General features: G+C 38.8%; 14 protein-coding genes and 1 riboswitch. Of the genes, 4 read left to right on the forward strand and 10 right to left on the reverse strand.

All coding sequences use genetic code 11. The features are described 5' to 3' along the window. Window positions 1-18 precede the first annotated feature (18 nt). Window positions 19-1,422, forward strand: coding sequence for a decarboxylating NADP(+)-dependent phosphogluconate dehydrogenase (gene gnd, locus FAR12_RS08790; protein ID WP_126408319.1), 1,404 nt, complete (start codon window positions 19-21; stop codon window positions 1,420-1,422). A 44-nt stretch (window positions 1,423-1,466) separates the two neighbouring features. Here gnd and FAR12_RS08795 read toward each other — a convergent pair whose 3' ends face one another. From FAR12_RS08795 to FAR12_RS08810, 4 genes are all read right to left on the reverse strand, one after another. Beyond that, window positions 1,467-2,741, reverse strand: a complete 1,275-nt coding sequence (locus FAR12_RS08795) for an NCS2 family permease (protein WP_126408320.1) — start codon at window positions 2,739-2,741, stop codon at window positions 1,467-1,469. Window positions 2,742-3,164: 423 nt separating this feature from the next. Then, window positions 3,165-4,184, reverse strand: coding sequence for an HAAS signaling domain-containing protein (locus FAR12_RS08800; protein ID WP_126408321.1), 1,020 nt, complete (start codon window positions 4,182-4,184; stop codon window positions 3,165-3,167). A 1-nt stretch (window position 4,185) separates the two neighbouring features. Next, the gene (locus FAR12_RS08805; protein WP_126408322.1) at window positions 4,186-4,533 is read right to left on the reverse strand and encodes a PadR family transcriptional regulator; all 348 of its coding nucleotides are present in this window, start codon (window positions 4,531-4,533) and stop codon (window positions 4,186-4,188) included. A 216-nt stretch (window positions 4,534-4,749) separates the two neighbouring features. Further along, complete coding sequence (locus tag FAR12_RS08810; protein WP_126408323.1) at window positions 4,750-5,649, reverse strand: GNAT family N-acetyltransferase; 900 nt, start codon at window positions 5,647-5,649, stop codon at window positions 4,750-4,752. Window positions 5,650-5,903: 254 nt separating this feature from the next. Between FAR12_RS08810 and FAR12_RS08815 the strand changes: the two genes are divergently transcribed. Both FAR12_RS08815 and FAR12_RS08820 read left to right on the forward strand, forming a co-directional pair. Beyond that, window positions 5,904-6,569: a hypothetical protein gene (locus FAR12_RS08815; protein ID WP_126408324.1), complete on the forward strand. Its 666-nt coding sequence runs from the start codon at window positions 5,904-5,906 to the stop codon at window positions 6,567-6,569. A gap of 33 nt (window positions 6,570-6,602) precedes the next feature. After that, window positions 6,603-8,129, forward strand: a complete 1,527-nt coding sequence (locus tag FAR12_RS08820; protein ID WP_126408325.1) for a glycine betaine uptake BCCT transporter — start codon at window positions 6,603-6,605, stop codon at window positions 8,127-8,129. 51 nt (window positions 8,130-8,180) lie between these two features. On the opposite strand, the gene FAR12_RS08825 is transcribed toward FAR12_RS08820, so the two are convergent. From FAR12_RS08825 to FAR12_RS08845, 5 genes are all read right to left on the reverse strand, one after another. Next, on the reverse strand, window positions 8,181-8,669 hold the full coding sequence (locus FAR12_RS08825) for a PTS sugar transporter subunit IIA (protein ID WP_126408339.1): 489 nt from the start codon (window positions 8,667-8,669) through the stop codon (window positions 8,181-8,183). A gap of 18 nt (window positions 8,670-8,687) precedes the next feature. After that, the gene (locus FAR12_RS08830; RefSeq protein ID WP_126408326.1) at window positions 8,688-9,134 is read right to left on the reverse strand and encodes a hypothetical protein; all 447 of its coding nucleotides are present in this window, start codon (window positions 9,132-9,134) and stop codon (window positions 8,688-8,690) included. A gap of 131 nt (window positions 9,135-9,265) precedes the next feature. Further along, window positions 9,266-10,075, reverse strand: a complete 810-nt coding sequence (locus FAR12_RS08835; RefSeq protein WP_246010351.1) for a nucleotidyltransferase domain-containing protein — start codon at window positions 10,073-10,075, stop codon at window positions 9,266-9,268. Between the two features lie 67 nt (window positions 10,076-10,142). Further along, on the reverse strand, window positions 10,143-11,156 hold the full coding sequence (locus tag FAR12_RS08840; RefSeq protein WP_126408327.1) for an aromatic ring-hydroxylating dioxygenase subunit alpha: 1,014 nt from the start codon (window positions 11,154-11,156) through the stop codon (window positions 10,143-10,145). A gap of 16 nt (window positions 11,157-11,172) precedes the next feature. Continuing rightward, a complete protein-coding gene (locus FAR12_RS08845; RefSeq protein ID WP_126408328.1) occupies window positions 11,173-12,528 on the reverse strand; it encodes a nucleobase:cation symporter-2 family protein in 1,356 nt (451 codons plus the stop codon). Between the two features lie 139 nt (window positions 12,529-12,667). Then, window positions 12,668-12,769: riboswitch (purine riboswitch) on the reverse strand. 207 nt (window positions 12,770-12,976) lie between these two features. Here FAR12_RS08845 and guaD point away from each other — a divergent pair. After that, a complete protein-coding gene (guaD, locus tag FAR12_RS08850; RefSeq protein WP_126408329.1) occupies window positions 12,977-14,341 on the forward strand; it encodes a guanine deaminase in 1,365 nt (454 codons plus the stop codon). Between the two features lie 112 nt (window positions 14,342-14,453). Here the strand turns inward: guaD and FAR12_RS08855 are convergent. Beyond that, window positions 14,454-14,671, reverse strand: a 218-nt coding sequence (locus FAR12_RS08855; protein WP_143252520.1) for a transposase, incomplete at its 5' end; no start/stop codon positions are given.

Consider the following 14,671-nt stretch of genomic DNA (forward strand, 5'->3'; position numbering starts at 1 on the left):
GTAAAAGGAGCATGTCAAATGAAAAATTCAATTGGTGTTATTGGTTTAGGAGTTATGGGCGGCAATATTGCTTTAAATATGGCAAATAACGGTGAACAGGTAGCCGTTTATAATTACACACGAGATTTAACTGATAACCTTATCGCAAAGCTTGATGGTCAAACTCTTACTCCCTATTACGAGGTAGAAGATTTTGTACAATCCTTAGAAATACCAAGAAAAATCTTTGTTATGGTGACGGCTGGTGCAGCGATTGATTCGGTTATTAGCTCACTTATCCCCCACCTTGAAGAAGGCGATGTCATCATGGACGGCGGGAACTCTTTTTATGAAGATACAGAACGTCGCTACGATGAACTAAAGGAAAAAGGAATCGGCTATTTAGGCATTGGCGTTTCTGGTGGTGAGGTTGGCGCTTTAACAGGACCTTCAATCATGCCTGGCGGCGATAAAGAAGTTTATGAAAAAGTGGCTCCAATTTTAACGAAAATTGCTGCACAAGTGGATGGCGACCCTTGCTGTGTGTATATCGGTCCTAGAGGAGCCGGACACTTTGTTAAAATGGTCCACAATGGAATTGAGTATGCAGATATGCAGCTAATCGCTGAAGCGTATACTTTTTTACGAGAAAAATTGAACTTATCGGTTGAGGAAATTGCCGATATTTTTGAAACGTGGAATCAAGGTGAACTTCAGAGTTATTTAATCGAAATCACAGCTGAAATTTTAAGAAAAAAAGATGAAGAAACGGGCTTACCACTCATCGATGTAATCCTAGATAAAGCTGGTCAAAAAGGAACCGGGAAATGGACGAGCATTCAAGCTATTGATAACGGAATCCCGACTTCCATCATTACAGAATCTTTATTTGCTCGCTACATTTCTGCGATTAAAGACGAACGTGTGGCAGCACAGTCGATCCTATCAGGTCCTGAACATGAGCAAGCTAGCTTAGACAAAAATGTCTGGATTGATTATGTGAGACAAGCCTTATATATGGGGAAAGTTTGTGCTTACGCGCAAGGATTTACTCAGTATAAGACCTCGTCCGATCTTTACGGCTGGGATTTACCTTTGAAGGATATTGCTCTTATTTTCCGTGGTGGCTGTATCATTCGTGCGAAGTTCTTAAATGTCATTAGCGAGGCTTATCAAGAGCAAGCCGATCTAGCTAATTTATTGATCTCGCCATATTTTGCAGAACAAATTAAAGACTACCAAAACGGATTACGTAAGGTCGTTTGTGAAGGCATTCAATCCGGGATTGCATTCCCTTGCTTAAGCTCTTCTCTTTCATATTACGATAGCTACCGCACTGGACGCTCAAATGCTAATATTCTTCAAGCACAGCGTGATTATTTCGGGGCTCATACTTATGAACGTACAGATGTAAAAGGAGCATTCCATACGAATTGGCAATGATCAAAAAAACTCTCCTCAATGATTTTGGGGAGAGTTTTTGATATTTAACTTAGTACATGAAAAACAAAATTAAAGAGAAATAAACTAGCAATCACATATAAAGTGACAGAGACTTCCTTCGCTTTTCCGATTGCAATTTTTAGAATCGGATAAAGGATGAAACCTACCGCGATCCCGTCTGCAATGCTATATGTGAATGGAATCATCGCAATAATAAAGATAGCTGGGAAACTTTCACTTAAATCGCTCAAATTTAAATTGCGAATGTTTTGGAGCATCATTAAGATGGGCGCAATTGCACTATTCGGAATTAGCTTAATAACTGGGATGAAAAACGCCGACAGTAAAAATAAAATACCTGTCGTTACCGTCGTAAGACCGGTTCTTCCACCTGCAGCCATTCCCGCTGCACTTTCAACCGTTGACACCGTTGGACTAGAGCCAAACAAGCCTGATAGTAAAGCAGATACCGAGTTTGCCTGGAAAGCACGACTAAATTTATCCGTACGATTGATAAAAGAAACATGCCCATGAACCAATCCGATGTTTTCAAAGACGAGCACCATCGTTAAAGAAAAGACCGCAATCCAAAAACCTAATGACAAGATATTATCAAAAGAGAAAGCACCGAAAACTCCCATGTAATCAGATAAAGAGAAAGCATCTGCTTCCGATTGCTGAAAGTTAATTAAACCGAATGCCCAAGCTAAGCCTGTTCCCACGACTACCGTAATCAAAAAGTTTCCAGGTACATTGCGCATAAACAAGATGATTGCAATAAGAAAAGTTAATACAGTCGCTAGTACCTGAGGATCGCCTAGCTCTCCTAACGCAATAATCGAGTTTGTCCCCTTTTCAACGATTCCACCCTTTTCAAGCCCAATGAGCATCAAGAACAGACCAAGTCCAATCGTAATCGCTTCTTTTAACGATTGTGGAATGGATTCGCTCAAGGTTTTGGAAAAGCGCGAGAATGCAACCAACATGAAAATCAAGCCTGAAACAAAGACAACTGCTAATGCTTCCTGCCATGACATGCCCATGGATTGGACAATCGTGTAAGAAAATAACGCATTAACACCCATGCCTGGAACGAGAAGAATTGGAGCATTTGCCCAAAATCCCATTAACAAGCAGCCAACAAAAGAGGTAATAATGGTTGCCAATATCGCTCCTTCAAGCGGAATTCCTGCTTCCGATAAAATAAGTGAATTGACCGCAATAATGTAGACGATTGTAAAAAAGCTCACTACACCTGCTAGTATCTCTCGTTTGAAAGTTGTCTCGTTCTTTTCTAGCTGAAAAAATCGATTAAACATAAATGATACCTATCTATTCAATTAGCCCTCTCCCTACCCGCTCTCCCCAAAAAAATTAGGTGAGCCACAAACCAATATTTTATCAGAAATATCTCGAACTGCCAAGATTCATGGTGTGTCTGAATATCCGTTCAAAAGAATAAAGGTCCTGTTGCATTTACTGTTCTACCTTGAAAAATAGCCGTAAAAACTCCGTTAATATAGGGAAATTCCAATATTTTCTTAAGAATTAGCGAAGTTTTTACGCTTATAGTATCAAAATCTTTGGATTTGAACTTATTTCGAGCAGTTAGTCGGAATTTCTCCGCTAATATCGGATTCTTGAGCCCCGTCTATATACATTAACCGGAAATTCTCCGCCTATTAATTCTCATCTGTACTAGAACATCAACAATCAAGAAAAAAAAGCGCAATGAATGGAAATCATTCACTGCGCTTGCTTCTTCTAACCCTTATATAACCATCAACAATATCCCAAACTAGTCCGAACACCCATAAAATAAATAGCCAGAATGTTGATTTTTCCCAAATAAAACTTATTACATCATAAGCCTCACTTTGCGCAACCACTAACCCGCTTTCTACTAACTGATTCATAAAATTTGGATTCCAAATGGCTGGCTCAGCAATAATAAAAAGTAGCCCAATACAGGAAATGATATTCACGATGGTTGTAAATAGAACAATCTTCATTGTCCATCTTCCATAAATGAGTTTCAGGCATTCTTTTATAATACCGAAACCAAACATTAACACGATAAACAAGAAGTAGTAACCATACGAATCTTCATTAAAAAATGGGATTACATGATGAAACTTTCCATCTTCGAAAAACCAAACACCAAAATACTCATTGGAAAATCCAAAAATCGCAATAAATATGGTATAAAAAACGATTCCTGCAATTGCATCTCCCCGCTTCACACGACCTTTGGGATCAGGAACGACTGGTAAATCAGAAGGTTTCCAACTCTTTTTTTCTTGTAAATTCACATTAAGCTGTTTCGTACCGACAAATTGAATCACCGCAAAGACTAACGTCGTCCAACCAAAGGCCATTGGTAATCCATTTACTGTCGAGATAATTAAGGAAATAAACGAGTCTAAAATAGATGGTGGATCCAAAGTAACCTGAATAATAAATGTAGCTCCAATCACTACACCTGCAGAAATTAAAGCAATTTTTAACACCATCAAATAATGATCAAATAATTCTGGTCCAATTAAATAGCGCTTCGTTCCTCGATATTTTTCTGCTAATTTCCGAGGTTCACCAAGTTCTAACAATACTTCTTCCACTTGTTTTTCTGTCACATGACCCTCTTGCCCTCGTTCTTCGAGCATATCTTCAATTAATCCACGTAACTCTTTTGCAATGTCTTCTCGCTGAGATTGGGGTAAACGGTGCGTTACTGCATAAATATACCGTTCGATTAACTCCATTTTATGACCCTCCTTTGTTTTGAAGCAAATTCTCCAAACTTCCGACCATGTTTTTCCACTCTTCAACAAGCTGCTCAAAAACCTCTTTACCTGTTTCACTCAAAAGGTAGTACTTCCGGGGTCTTGTTTCATTTGTGTCCCATTTACTTTCCAAAAGACCTTGTTTTTCAAGTCTCCTTAGCAAAGGATACAAAGTTCCAGCTTCCACTTGGAAATTCCTTTCTTCAAGCGAAGCCACAAGAGAATACCCGTATTGTGGTTCATGAAGCTGACTCAAAACACCAATTGTCAGTGTGCCGCGTCTTAATTCCTGCATTAGTTTATCTAAATGTTCATTTGTATCACTCATAACATCAACTCCTGATTTCATCATACTGTATTACGTACACTATTGTAAATAGTTTATTATTAATTTTTTTATTATATTTTATGATTCTTAACAAAATCGGTCGTTTTATACAGATCGGTCGAAAATAAACCTATAAAACAAGAAAACCACTCACCAATGCATATGGAGTGGTTTTTCATTATTCTTTTTTTGCTAAGCACATGGAAAAAATAACGTCTATAGTTGTAAATCGTATTGATAGCACGTAAAGGCTTCTGCTTGCTTGAAATCCTCCTGTATATATAGGGATATCGCCCTCTCATTTTCTCCATTTACCGATAACGTAGTTCTTTTAAAACCATTCTCTTTAGCAAAATGAAGAGCGGCTCTTAATAGCATTCTCCCAAAGCCTCTTCCTTGGTATTCTGGTATTATTGCAAGCTGGGCAATATGCAAGGCGGGTACATCTTCATATTCATCAGCCTCTCCATTCACTATTCCTACTGGTCTATCCTGATGGAATAAAATCATCATTCCACCTTCTACATAACCCTCCTTGGAAATCATTTCGGAAATCATTTCAGGTGTAATCGGTGTTTCACTTCCCTGCAATTGAGCAAACCCTGCATTCCGAACTACGCACCATTTAGCTTCGTCTACTCCGGGTCTAAAAGAGCGAATCGAATAATCCGCTGGTAATCGCAACCCGGGTATTTCTAGGTCTTCTCTTAAAAGCAGGTAGGCGTATCTCTCCACGGTGAAATTCAGTTTCTTAATAAATTCTATTAAAATAGCATTTTCATTTGGTATAAAAAGAAATACCTTTTCAAGTCCTATTGTGTGTGGGAAAAGAGCTTGCCAAAGCATTTGATAACAAGCAACGTCATTGACGGCGGAGTGAAAAATTCTAAAGCGTGCTTTTTTACCTCTCCTATTATAATCATCCAGGATAAGGGATACGGCTGCTATTATCTCGCCTTGTGAATTGGAAATAATATACGCAGGATTTTCAGCATTCGGTTCAAAATCATTCAAATCTTCATCGTACAAAAATGAATGATCAAGTTTTGCTCGATGCATCCTGCAATACTCTACAAAGTCTCCTAATCTTTCACCTTTCAAAAATTCAACCTTCATTTATTTCCCCCCATTTGATTGCTCAGCTCTCATTGCGAAACTTCACTTCTAAGCTTATGTTACCGATTGCAAGATATTTCGATAGTTTTGAAGCCATGACTACTAAATCTTAAGATTTTCCCGGCTAATTCTACTACTTGAAAAAACACTGTTGAACTAACACTTCACATATCATGTTTTTCTAATAATTAGGCATCCTAAAAGAAGAAAGTGACCATTACGAATCTATTTTAGGTTTGAAAGGAGATTTAGCTTTGAAACTTTTTCAAGTAAGAAAAGGACAATTTGTATACTTTAACAATGAGCTACACAAGGTATATGGGGTAAAACCAATGTATAAACTGTCCATCCATCTTATAAAGCTCAGAGATCTATCGCAGCATATTACGAATGCAGCGAGTGTTGAACGATACATTCCACGAGAAGACGACAGCTTTATTTTTAACCATAAGGTCTACACATTAAGAAATAACCAAAAGCCAGCAGCCGGCGATTTAATTTTAATAAATAATCCAGTCCCAGATACATTAGATCACTATTCCTTAAATGAAATCGAAACCGTTGAAAAGATTGATAGTAAAGGAGTCATCACAAGTGATTTAAACGGAATTAAGCATTCTGAGTATTTATTGATGGTGCCAGGCCGTGCCCCTGACAGCCATCCCATTGATTATAAAGACATGGCGAGTGTTGATGAAAACTTGGACGAAACTGAGACACAAATCATCCATCCATACAGCGACCTATCCGTCCAATTAGGGGATGTATACAAAAAGAAGGATCATGATGTGCTGATTGAAGCTATGGTGGTCGCCATTAGAGGACACACCGTCTTTCTTGGTGGTGGATTAGAAATACAACATGAGGAGTTAATGAATACCGATATGTGGGAATTTCAATATAATCCATTCAATAACTGATTTTAACTACAGCATTCTTCCATGGAGGTCCCTATGAATATAAATAAATTCAAAGAAAATAGTGTATTTATTCTCTCTTTATTCCTCACCCTCGTTTTCATTGTCTGGGGAGCTTTTTTTACAGATAATCTTACTCTGGTCACAAACGCAGTCTATAACGGCTCCATTGATTATCTTGGATGGGTTTATCTAGGCTCTACTTTATTCTTTGTTATTTTTTCAATCTACTTATTGTTCTCTAAGTATGGAAACATTCGCCTAGGTCGTAAAAATGAAGAACCAGATTTCAGTACGGGTTCCTGGCTTGCCATGTTGTTTGGTGCTGGAATGGGAATCGGGATTGTCTACTGGAGCGTCGCAGAACCAGTAACTCATTATACAACCCCGCCTTATGGGAAAGGTTTTACAGTTGATGCAGCCGATACAGCTATGAAATTTACCTTTTTCCATTGGGGACTTCACCCATGGGCCATATATACGGTCATTGGACTCGCCCTTGCATTCTTTCAATATAATAAAAGGCTACCAGCATCTATTAGTTCAGCCTTCTACCCCATTTTGGGCGACAAAATTTATGGACCGATCGGAAAAACCATTGATATTCTTTCCATTTTTGCGACCGTTTTTGGAATCGCTACTTCTTTGGGACTTGGAGCTATGCAGATTACCTCCGGAATGCATGCCATTTTCGGCATTCCAGATTCATTACTCATACAATTGGTGGTCATTATCGTCGGAACGGTTCTTTTTATCATCTCGATTAATACCGGATTAGAACGAGGCATCAAATATTTATCCAATGCTGCGATCATTTTATCGCTTGTAATCATGGTTTTAATTTTATTTGTTGGTCCAGCCTTAACTGTTATTAAAGTCTTTTTTCATACGACAGGCCTTTATATTAGTGATTTTCTACATATGAGTTTAAGGCTAAATCCCTTTGGGGGAGGAGAATGGATTGCCTCATGGACTTTGTTTTATTGGGCATGGTGGATTGCTTGGGCTCCATTTGTCGGCATGTTTATTGCCCGTGTTTCAAAAGGAAGAACCATTAGGGAATTTGTTGTGGGCGTATTGATTTTCCCAACGCTTGGAACATGTCTGTGGATGTCTGTTTTTGGCGGATCTGCTCTTGAGATTGTTCAAGCTGCTGGGAACCATGAGTTGGCAAAACAGATTGCAGAAAATGTGAACCTTTCGATTTTTACATTCTTTGATCGACTTCCATTGAGTTCCCTATTAAGCATTATTGGATTTGCCGTCATAGCCATCTATTATATTACGGTTGCAGATACGGCAACCTTTGTATTGGGGATGTTAAGTGAAGGTGGAACCCTTAATCCATCAAACAAGATCAAGATGACATGGGGTGTTATTCAATCTGCTGTGGCAGCCGTGTTACTAATTGCCGGAGGGTTGGACGTATTACAAACCGCCTCTATCGCTGCCGCTCTCCCTTTTGCAATAATCTTGGTTTTCATGTGCTTTTCTTTACTAAAAGGTCTCGAAAGTGAAATAGAGATATACAGAGGAAAAAAGAGAAGCGTCCAACATTCATAACAAAGAAGAAGGTATCCAAATAATGGACACCTTCTTTTTTCATATCAATGATTAAACTTCAATACTCAATACTTCGTCCTGCCCTGCGCGAACAGATTTTGCTCCTACTTTTTCGATCATTTTCATTTGAGCTGTGTTTGTAATGATAACCGGAATGACATCACTTTTTGCCTTTTCGTTCACTAGAGCCTGATCAAAAGTGATGAGCTTGTCGCCAGGTTTTACAGTAGCGCCAGCTTCAACATGTGCCTCAAAGCCTTCACCTTCCATACCAACGGTTTCTAACCCAATATGGATTAAGATTTCAACACCAGACTTTGTTTCGAGCCCCACAGCATGCTTTGTTGGGAATATTTGAACTACTTTTCCTTCAATCGGAGAAACAACTGTGCCATTTGCAGGCTTAATTGCCACTCCGTCTCCCATCATTTTTTCAGCAAAAACCGGGTCTGGCACTTCAGATAATGGAACGATTTCTCCATCTACTGGTGAAAAAATTGTAACCTTATTGTTTTTCTTTCCAAATAATTTTGACAACATCATTCATTCTACCACCTTTTACAAAGTTAATTTTAGTAAAACAAATCCCGAAAATAGGGATAAAACAAGTAAAATACTCGCCACTGTTTTTTCAAATGCTGTTAACGGCTGCGTATTTGAAGTGTGTGGGAGCTTTCTTTTTGTAATAAAAACGAGAAATGCCATAATGAGGTTTCCCACAACAACCTGAGAAATCAGCATCAGACTGAGGAAGCGATCCCCTCGCCCTTTTTTAACTCGTGCTTCTTTTGGAATTTGGTTGAGGAAATGTCCCCATATTGGGTTAATAAAGCTTACTAGTAATAGTACAACATAGATAGGTTGTGTATTCAATAATTCCTCTATCGATTGATTCTCATTTTGAACCATTAGCAACAAATAGAGAACATAAACTATGGGAATCAAAATCGTTAAAGTTAGAATGGTTGTATACCATTTATTGGTCTTTCTTTGCTGTGTGATCACGGTGTTCCTGCTCCTTTTCTAGCGCGAAATTCAAGTATCCTCTATAAATTCGAGAATATATTCAATACATAAAACAATGTTTTGGTCCTGCTCCATTTCGGGAGTACATACTAATTCATACTTAGTCCCTCTTATATATTAACATCACTTTTTAGCTTCCAACCATCAATTTGAAAGCCACCCATATTTGTTAGTACATGAGTTGATAGTTCTTCATATGCCACAATCATTTTTTGCCTATTCGTTAGCTGCATCGCTTTTACAAAAGCCACTTTAAATTCGGTGTCCGGAAAGGCGGTTTTCAAATATTTCTTCAAATAAGCCGGGTCTGTTAGATAAGAAATGATTTGATAATGAGGAATCGTTTCTATGTTCAAAAACTGACCATACTCCCAAAATAATTTTGCTAGCAAATTATAATAAACAAAATGAAAATCTTCTTTTTCCTGTTCGAAACAATCCTTCAGATTATCCATTGCATCCCAAATTCCGTATTTTTTCATTTCAATCATCGTCGAATTTAGACCACTATATTCTCTCTTCAACCATTGCTTAGCCTCTGCTTTTAATTCGCTCATAACGCCAGTTTTATCAAATAAAATCCGCCCTGTCATAAACTGAACCATCGACATCGTTCTACGACTATTAAAATCTTCTTGAAAGTATAATCGAATCTGCCTTTGTGGGTTAGCAAAATACTCAATCAGAAAACCATGAATAGCTCGATTTCCTCTTTCTCTCCACTCCACCTCATCCGATAAAACTATATGTACGTCTATATCGGAACGCTTCGATGGATTTCCAGTAATGTAACTTCCACACACAAGGGCGCCTACTACATCGTTTCTATCCTTCCATTCTTTTATAAAGTCTTCCAATGCTATCTGCCATTCAACCATAAAATTATCCTCACTAACTGTGTAATTCCTGTACTTATTCAAGATTGTCTCCAAAAATCCCTTCTTAATATAAAAATGTGCCCCAGACGATTCTGGGACACATTTTTATTTATTTTACCGTCGCTCTTCTTTTGCGTTTTTCCTCACTGATCGCAATCGTGCCATTCTCCACACCCAACTCATCCAACCATCTACGGTAAGCAATCGTGAGTGCATCTGACTTCAAGTGCAATTCAGCTTGCAAATCTAATGGAAGAAGCTCAGGCTTTTGACTCTCAACAATATCGAGATCCTGATTAAAAATTAAATCCTGAAATTCTATAAAAGTATCATCTGGCTTGTCCAAATCATAGTTTCGTGTTAACAACATAAATGCCTTTGATTTTTCGTTATCTTCCTGATTCACCGCAACCAAGATGGTGAATTCCTCATCCGAACCATCCGTTGTTTTCGTGAAACGAGCTGTTGTTGGATTTAAGATTTCGTACACATAATTCGCATATCCACCCTTCGACCGTCCATCAGGGTTTGGTTGATATACTGGGATTTTGCTCGTAATATAGCGATTGTCTAAAAACTTCACTTCGTAATCCGACACTTGAGCATGCTCTTCGTCTCCAAGCATCCCTTGGTGTACAAACATCAAATGGGAAACATCTAGGAAATTCTCGATAATTCTTGGTGCGTTCGCCTTCACTTCATAAGGTCCGCAAATCGCAGTATGGTAACCATCTAACGCATACTCAGGGTATGAAATAAGTGGCGCTGGCTCATCACCCAAGCAGACCCAAATTAAGCCAAATTGCTCCTGACAATGATAAACCGTTGCTCTAGCCTTCGTTGGAATCGGTCGTTCATTTGGCAATGCTGGAATTTTTACACAAGCCCCAACACAATCATACTCCCACGCATGGTACGCACAAACCAGATTGCCATTCTTAACCTTTCCTAGTGAAAGTGCCGCTCCTCGGTGTATACATAAATCTTTAAAGGCGTGAACCCCTTTTTCATTACGAAAAATAACCACTCGTTCTCCAAGGACAAATACTTGTTTCGGATCGTCCAATAAATCCGCGGCTTTACTTACTGGATGCCACTCATTCCATAGGCGGTCTTGCTGCATCTAAAATCTTCTCCTTCTAGTTCAGATTTACACTTGGTGCGCTTGCTAAGCTACTATCTTCACGTTTTTGCGGCAGCACTAAGTTTAGTACCAATGCCACAATCGCTCCAGTCGCCGTACCTGATGAAATAAAATACGTCACTAAGCTTGGTAATCCGCTTAAAATGTCAGCTGGCATTAATACCGCAAACATAGCAGCCATGATGGATATACCAATCACAAGCATATTTCTCTCAGTAAACGGAACTTCTTTTATCACCTTAAAACCATTCATCATAATAACCACACAAAGAATCGCAAACACACTATTGATAACGACCGATGGGATACTCGCAATCACGTTCATGAGCTTCGGCATCATGCCAAGTACAAGTAAAATAACCCCACCAGCAATAATTGGCTTACGGCTTTTCACACCAGTTATCGCAATAATTCCTGCGTTTGAGGAATAACCTGTTACAGGTGTTCCTCCAAAGAAAGAACCAACGAAACACCCTAAGCCTTCACCAAATGCTCCACCATTTAGACGCTTATCTGTAAGCTCCTCTTCCGTCACTTTTCCAACCGTAAACCAAGTACCTGTTGTTTCAATCGTAACGATAAAATAAATAGCCAACATAATGAGAATGGCATCTAATTCAAATGTTGGTGTTCCAAATGCAAAAATACTCGGCATTTGAAACCATGAAGCTGTTCCAACAGATGAGAAGTCAACTAATCCAAAGAATGAGGCGGTGATAGACCCGATTCCAAGAGAAAAGATAACGGCTGCTACTTTGATATATTTTAATTTCGTTTTCGCTTTTTCACCTACATACATACAGAAAATAAGAACTGCTGCTGTGATTAATGCAACAAGCATATTTGTTCCAAAGCTCCCTTGAGCTGTATAAATTGAATTAATCGCACTCGGCATAAGAGAAATCCCCACTACAACGATAACCGTACCTGCTACAATCGGCGGTATGAACTTTCGAACCACTTTACTGAACACGCGGAGAGGATTACCCAATAGAGCGATTATCAATGCACCAGGAATCAAGCTTCCAATCATCGCTCCAATCCCAGAAGTTGTTCCAATTGCAGCAAGTGCGCTTAATGGAACGAATGATGGACCCTGCATAACTGGAAGCTTCATCGCAAATCCAGCTTGAATAATGGTGGCAAGTCCACAAGCGATAAATGTCATTTGAATGAGTAGTGCACTATCAGGAACAGAAAACGATAATAATCCCGCTAAAATAATCGGCGGAATAAAGAGATCCATCGCTAAAACATGTTGAAGCCCTAAGAATATAGACTGCATGGTAGAGACTTGCGTTTTTTCAATCTTAACTTCCTCTGTTTCTAGTTTTCTAGCAGTACTTTCCATTGATCCAATCTCCTCTTCCTTGTTGTGATTCTCATATAATCAAATCCCTATGAAAAAAGCTCAAAGCACACTCCTTCTACTTGGTAGAAAAGCAGTGTACTTCGAGCCTTTAATGTCGAAATACAAAAAGAAAAGATCGATCTTCTCTTTCGCTTTTCATAGTCGGTTCATTTACGGTAAACCGGTAGAAACTTGTAGGCCATATCCCCACGATTATATGAAAAATAGAAATATATTTTTGATGATTGTAGTATAGCACCTCCTATCCCAATTGCAAGAGAATTTTCACTGTTTCGATAGGGATATTAGGACAAAAGTCGTGCTAACATCAGATGGGACAAGGGTTTTTCCACCACAAAAAATAATTCGTATTTTTTATAGACTCATCCAGTTTTTTTCAATATAATGACCAATATATAACCAAAATACGAACATTAAGGTGATAAAAATGAATGAACATACGTTTATTTTCCTAGGCACCGCTTTTACAAGTCAATCTTCCGAACAAATAGCGATCTTGAAGGACCATCTATTCTGTGTGAATGAACATGGCTTGATCGAAAAAATCGTAGCCCCTGATAGCGCGGAATATCCAACATTACTAGATTCATATGAAGATACGCAGAACTTCCATCGCTTATCGGAAGGCCAGTATATTTTACCTGGTTTCGTTGATTTACATGTTCACGCTCCACAATGGGCACAATCTGGAACCGCACTTGATCGACCGCTCCATGATTGGTTACATACATATACTTTTCCACTGGAAGCGAAATTCTCTAATCTAGACTTCGCCACAAATGTTTATGAAGATTTAGTTCAAACCCTCCTAAATAACGGGACAACAACAGCCCTTTATTTTGCAACAGTTCACAAAGAAGCAAGTCTTCTCCTTGCTGAAATCTGTGCGAAAAAAGGACAGCGTGGACTGGTTGGAAAAGTCGTCATGGATGATCCGGAGCAAAACCCAGACTACTATCGAGATTTCGATACAAAAACAGCCTTAAAAGATACAGAAGAGTTTATTCTTGCTGTGAAAAACTTAGGAGAAACAGTAAAACAAGGGGTATATCCTGTTGTGACACCAAGGTTTATTCCAAGTTGTACAGATGAGGCTTTAAAAGGTTTAGGAGAACTAGCAGAAAAATACGATACTCATATCCAGTCCCATTGTAGTGAAAGTGATTGGGAGCACCAATATGTTCACGGACGTTATGGGAAAAATGACGCTTTCGCCTTACACCAGTTTGGCCTATTAGGCGATAAATCGGTCATGGCTCATTGTAATTTTTTATCCGACCAAGATGCTGATCTATTTGCAAAAACAGGTACAGCGATCGGACATTGTCCATTATCCAATGCTTATTTTGCGAATAGCGTTATTCCTATCAAGCGTTTTAAATCACTTGGAATCGACATTGGCCTTGGAACTGATATTTCGGCAGGTGCCACTCCAAGTCTCTATGATAATGCCAAACAAGCAGTAGTTTCTTCTAGAATGCTAGAGGATGGCGTGAACGGTGACCTTCCAGCTACAGAACGTGGGGTGCCAAATTCTCGCCTTACGATTAATGAGGCATTTTATTTGGCGACGGCTGTTGGAGGAGAAAGTCTAAGTCTTCCGATCGGTAGGATTGAAGAGAATTATGCGTGGGATGTCCAAATTATTGATACAAAAGTTCCTACTGCTCGTCTCCCAATTTTTGATCCATCAGAAGATTTATACGATATTTTTCAAAAAATCATCTATAATGTTCGACCAGAGAATATTCGTGAGGTGTGGGTACAAGGAGAAAGAGTCCATTCACGCTAATATCCATAAAGAAAAGAGGCTGGGACATAACTAGCTTCAAATAATGAGAAAGGTGAATTTGAGCGTACTCAAATTCACCTTTCTCTATTTGTGTGTTAATTTTTCTATTACCTTAGTTAATGGCAGTGAATTTTCTTAAATTCACTGCCATTAACGCGAGACCCATTTCGTTTTCTACCTTCGATTTTCCTCGTACAGAAAATCGAGTAAAACGCAAATTAGCCTTCAAGAATCCAAAAACTGGTTCCACATCGATTTTGCGTTTTCGATAGATGGCACTCGTTTTCTCTTCTGAAAGCTTCGCTCTCACATATTCTTTTTGCTCTTCCC

This window comes from Bacillus yapensis, assembly GCF_005280205.1.
GTDB classification, from domain to species: Bacteria; Bacillota; Bacilli; order Bacillales; family Cytobacillaceae; genus Robertmurraya; species Robertmurraya yapensis.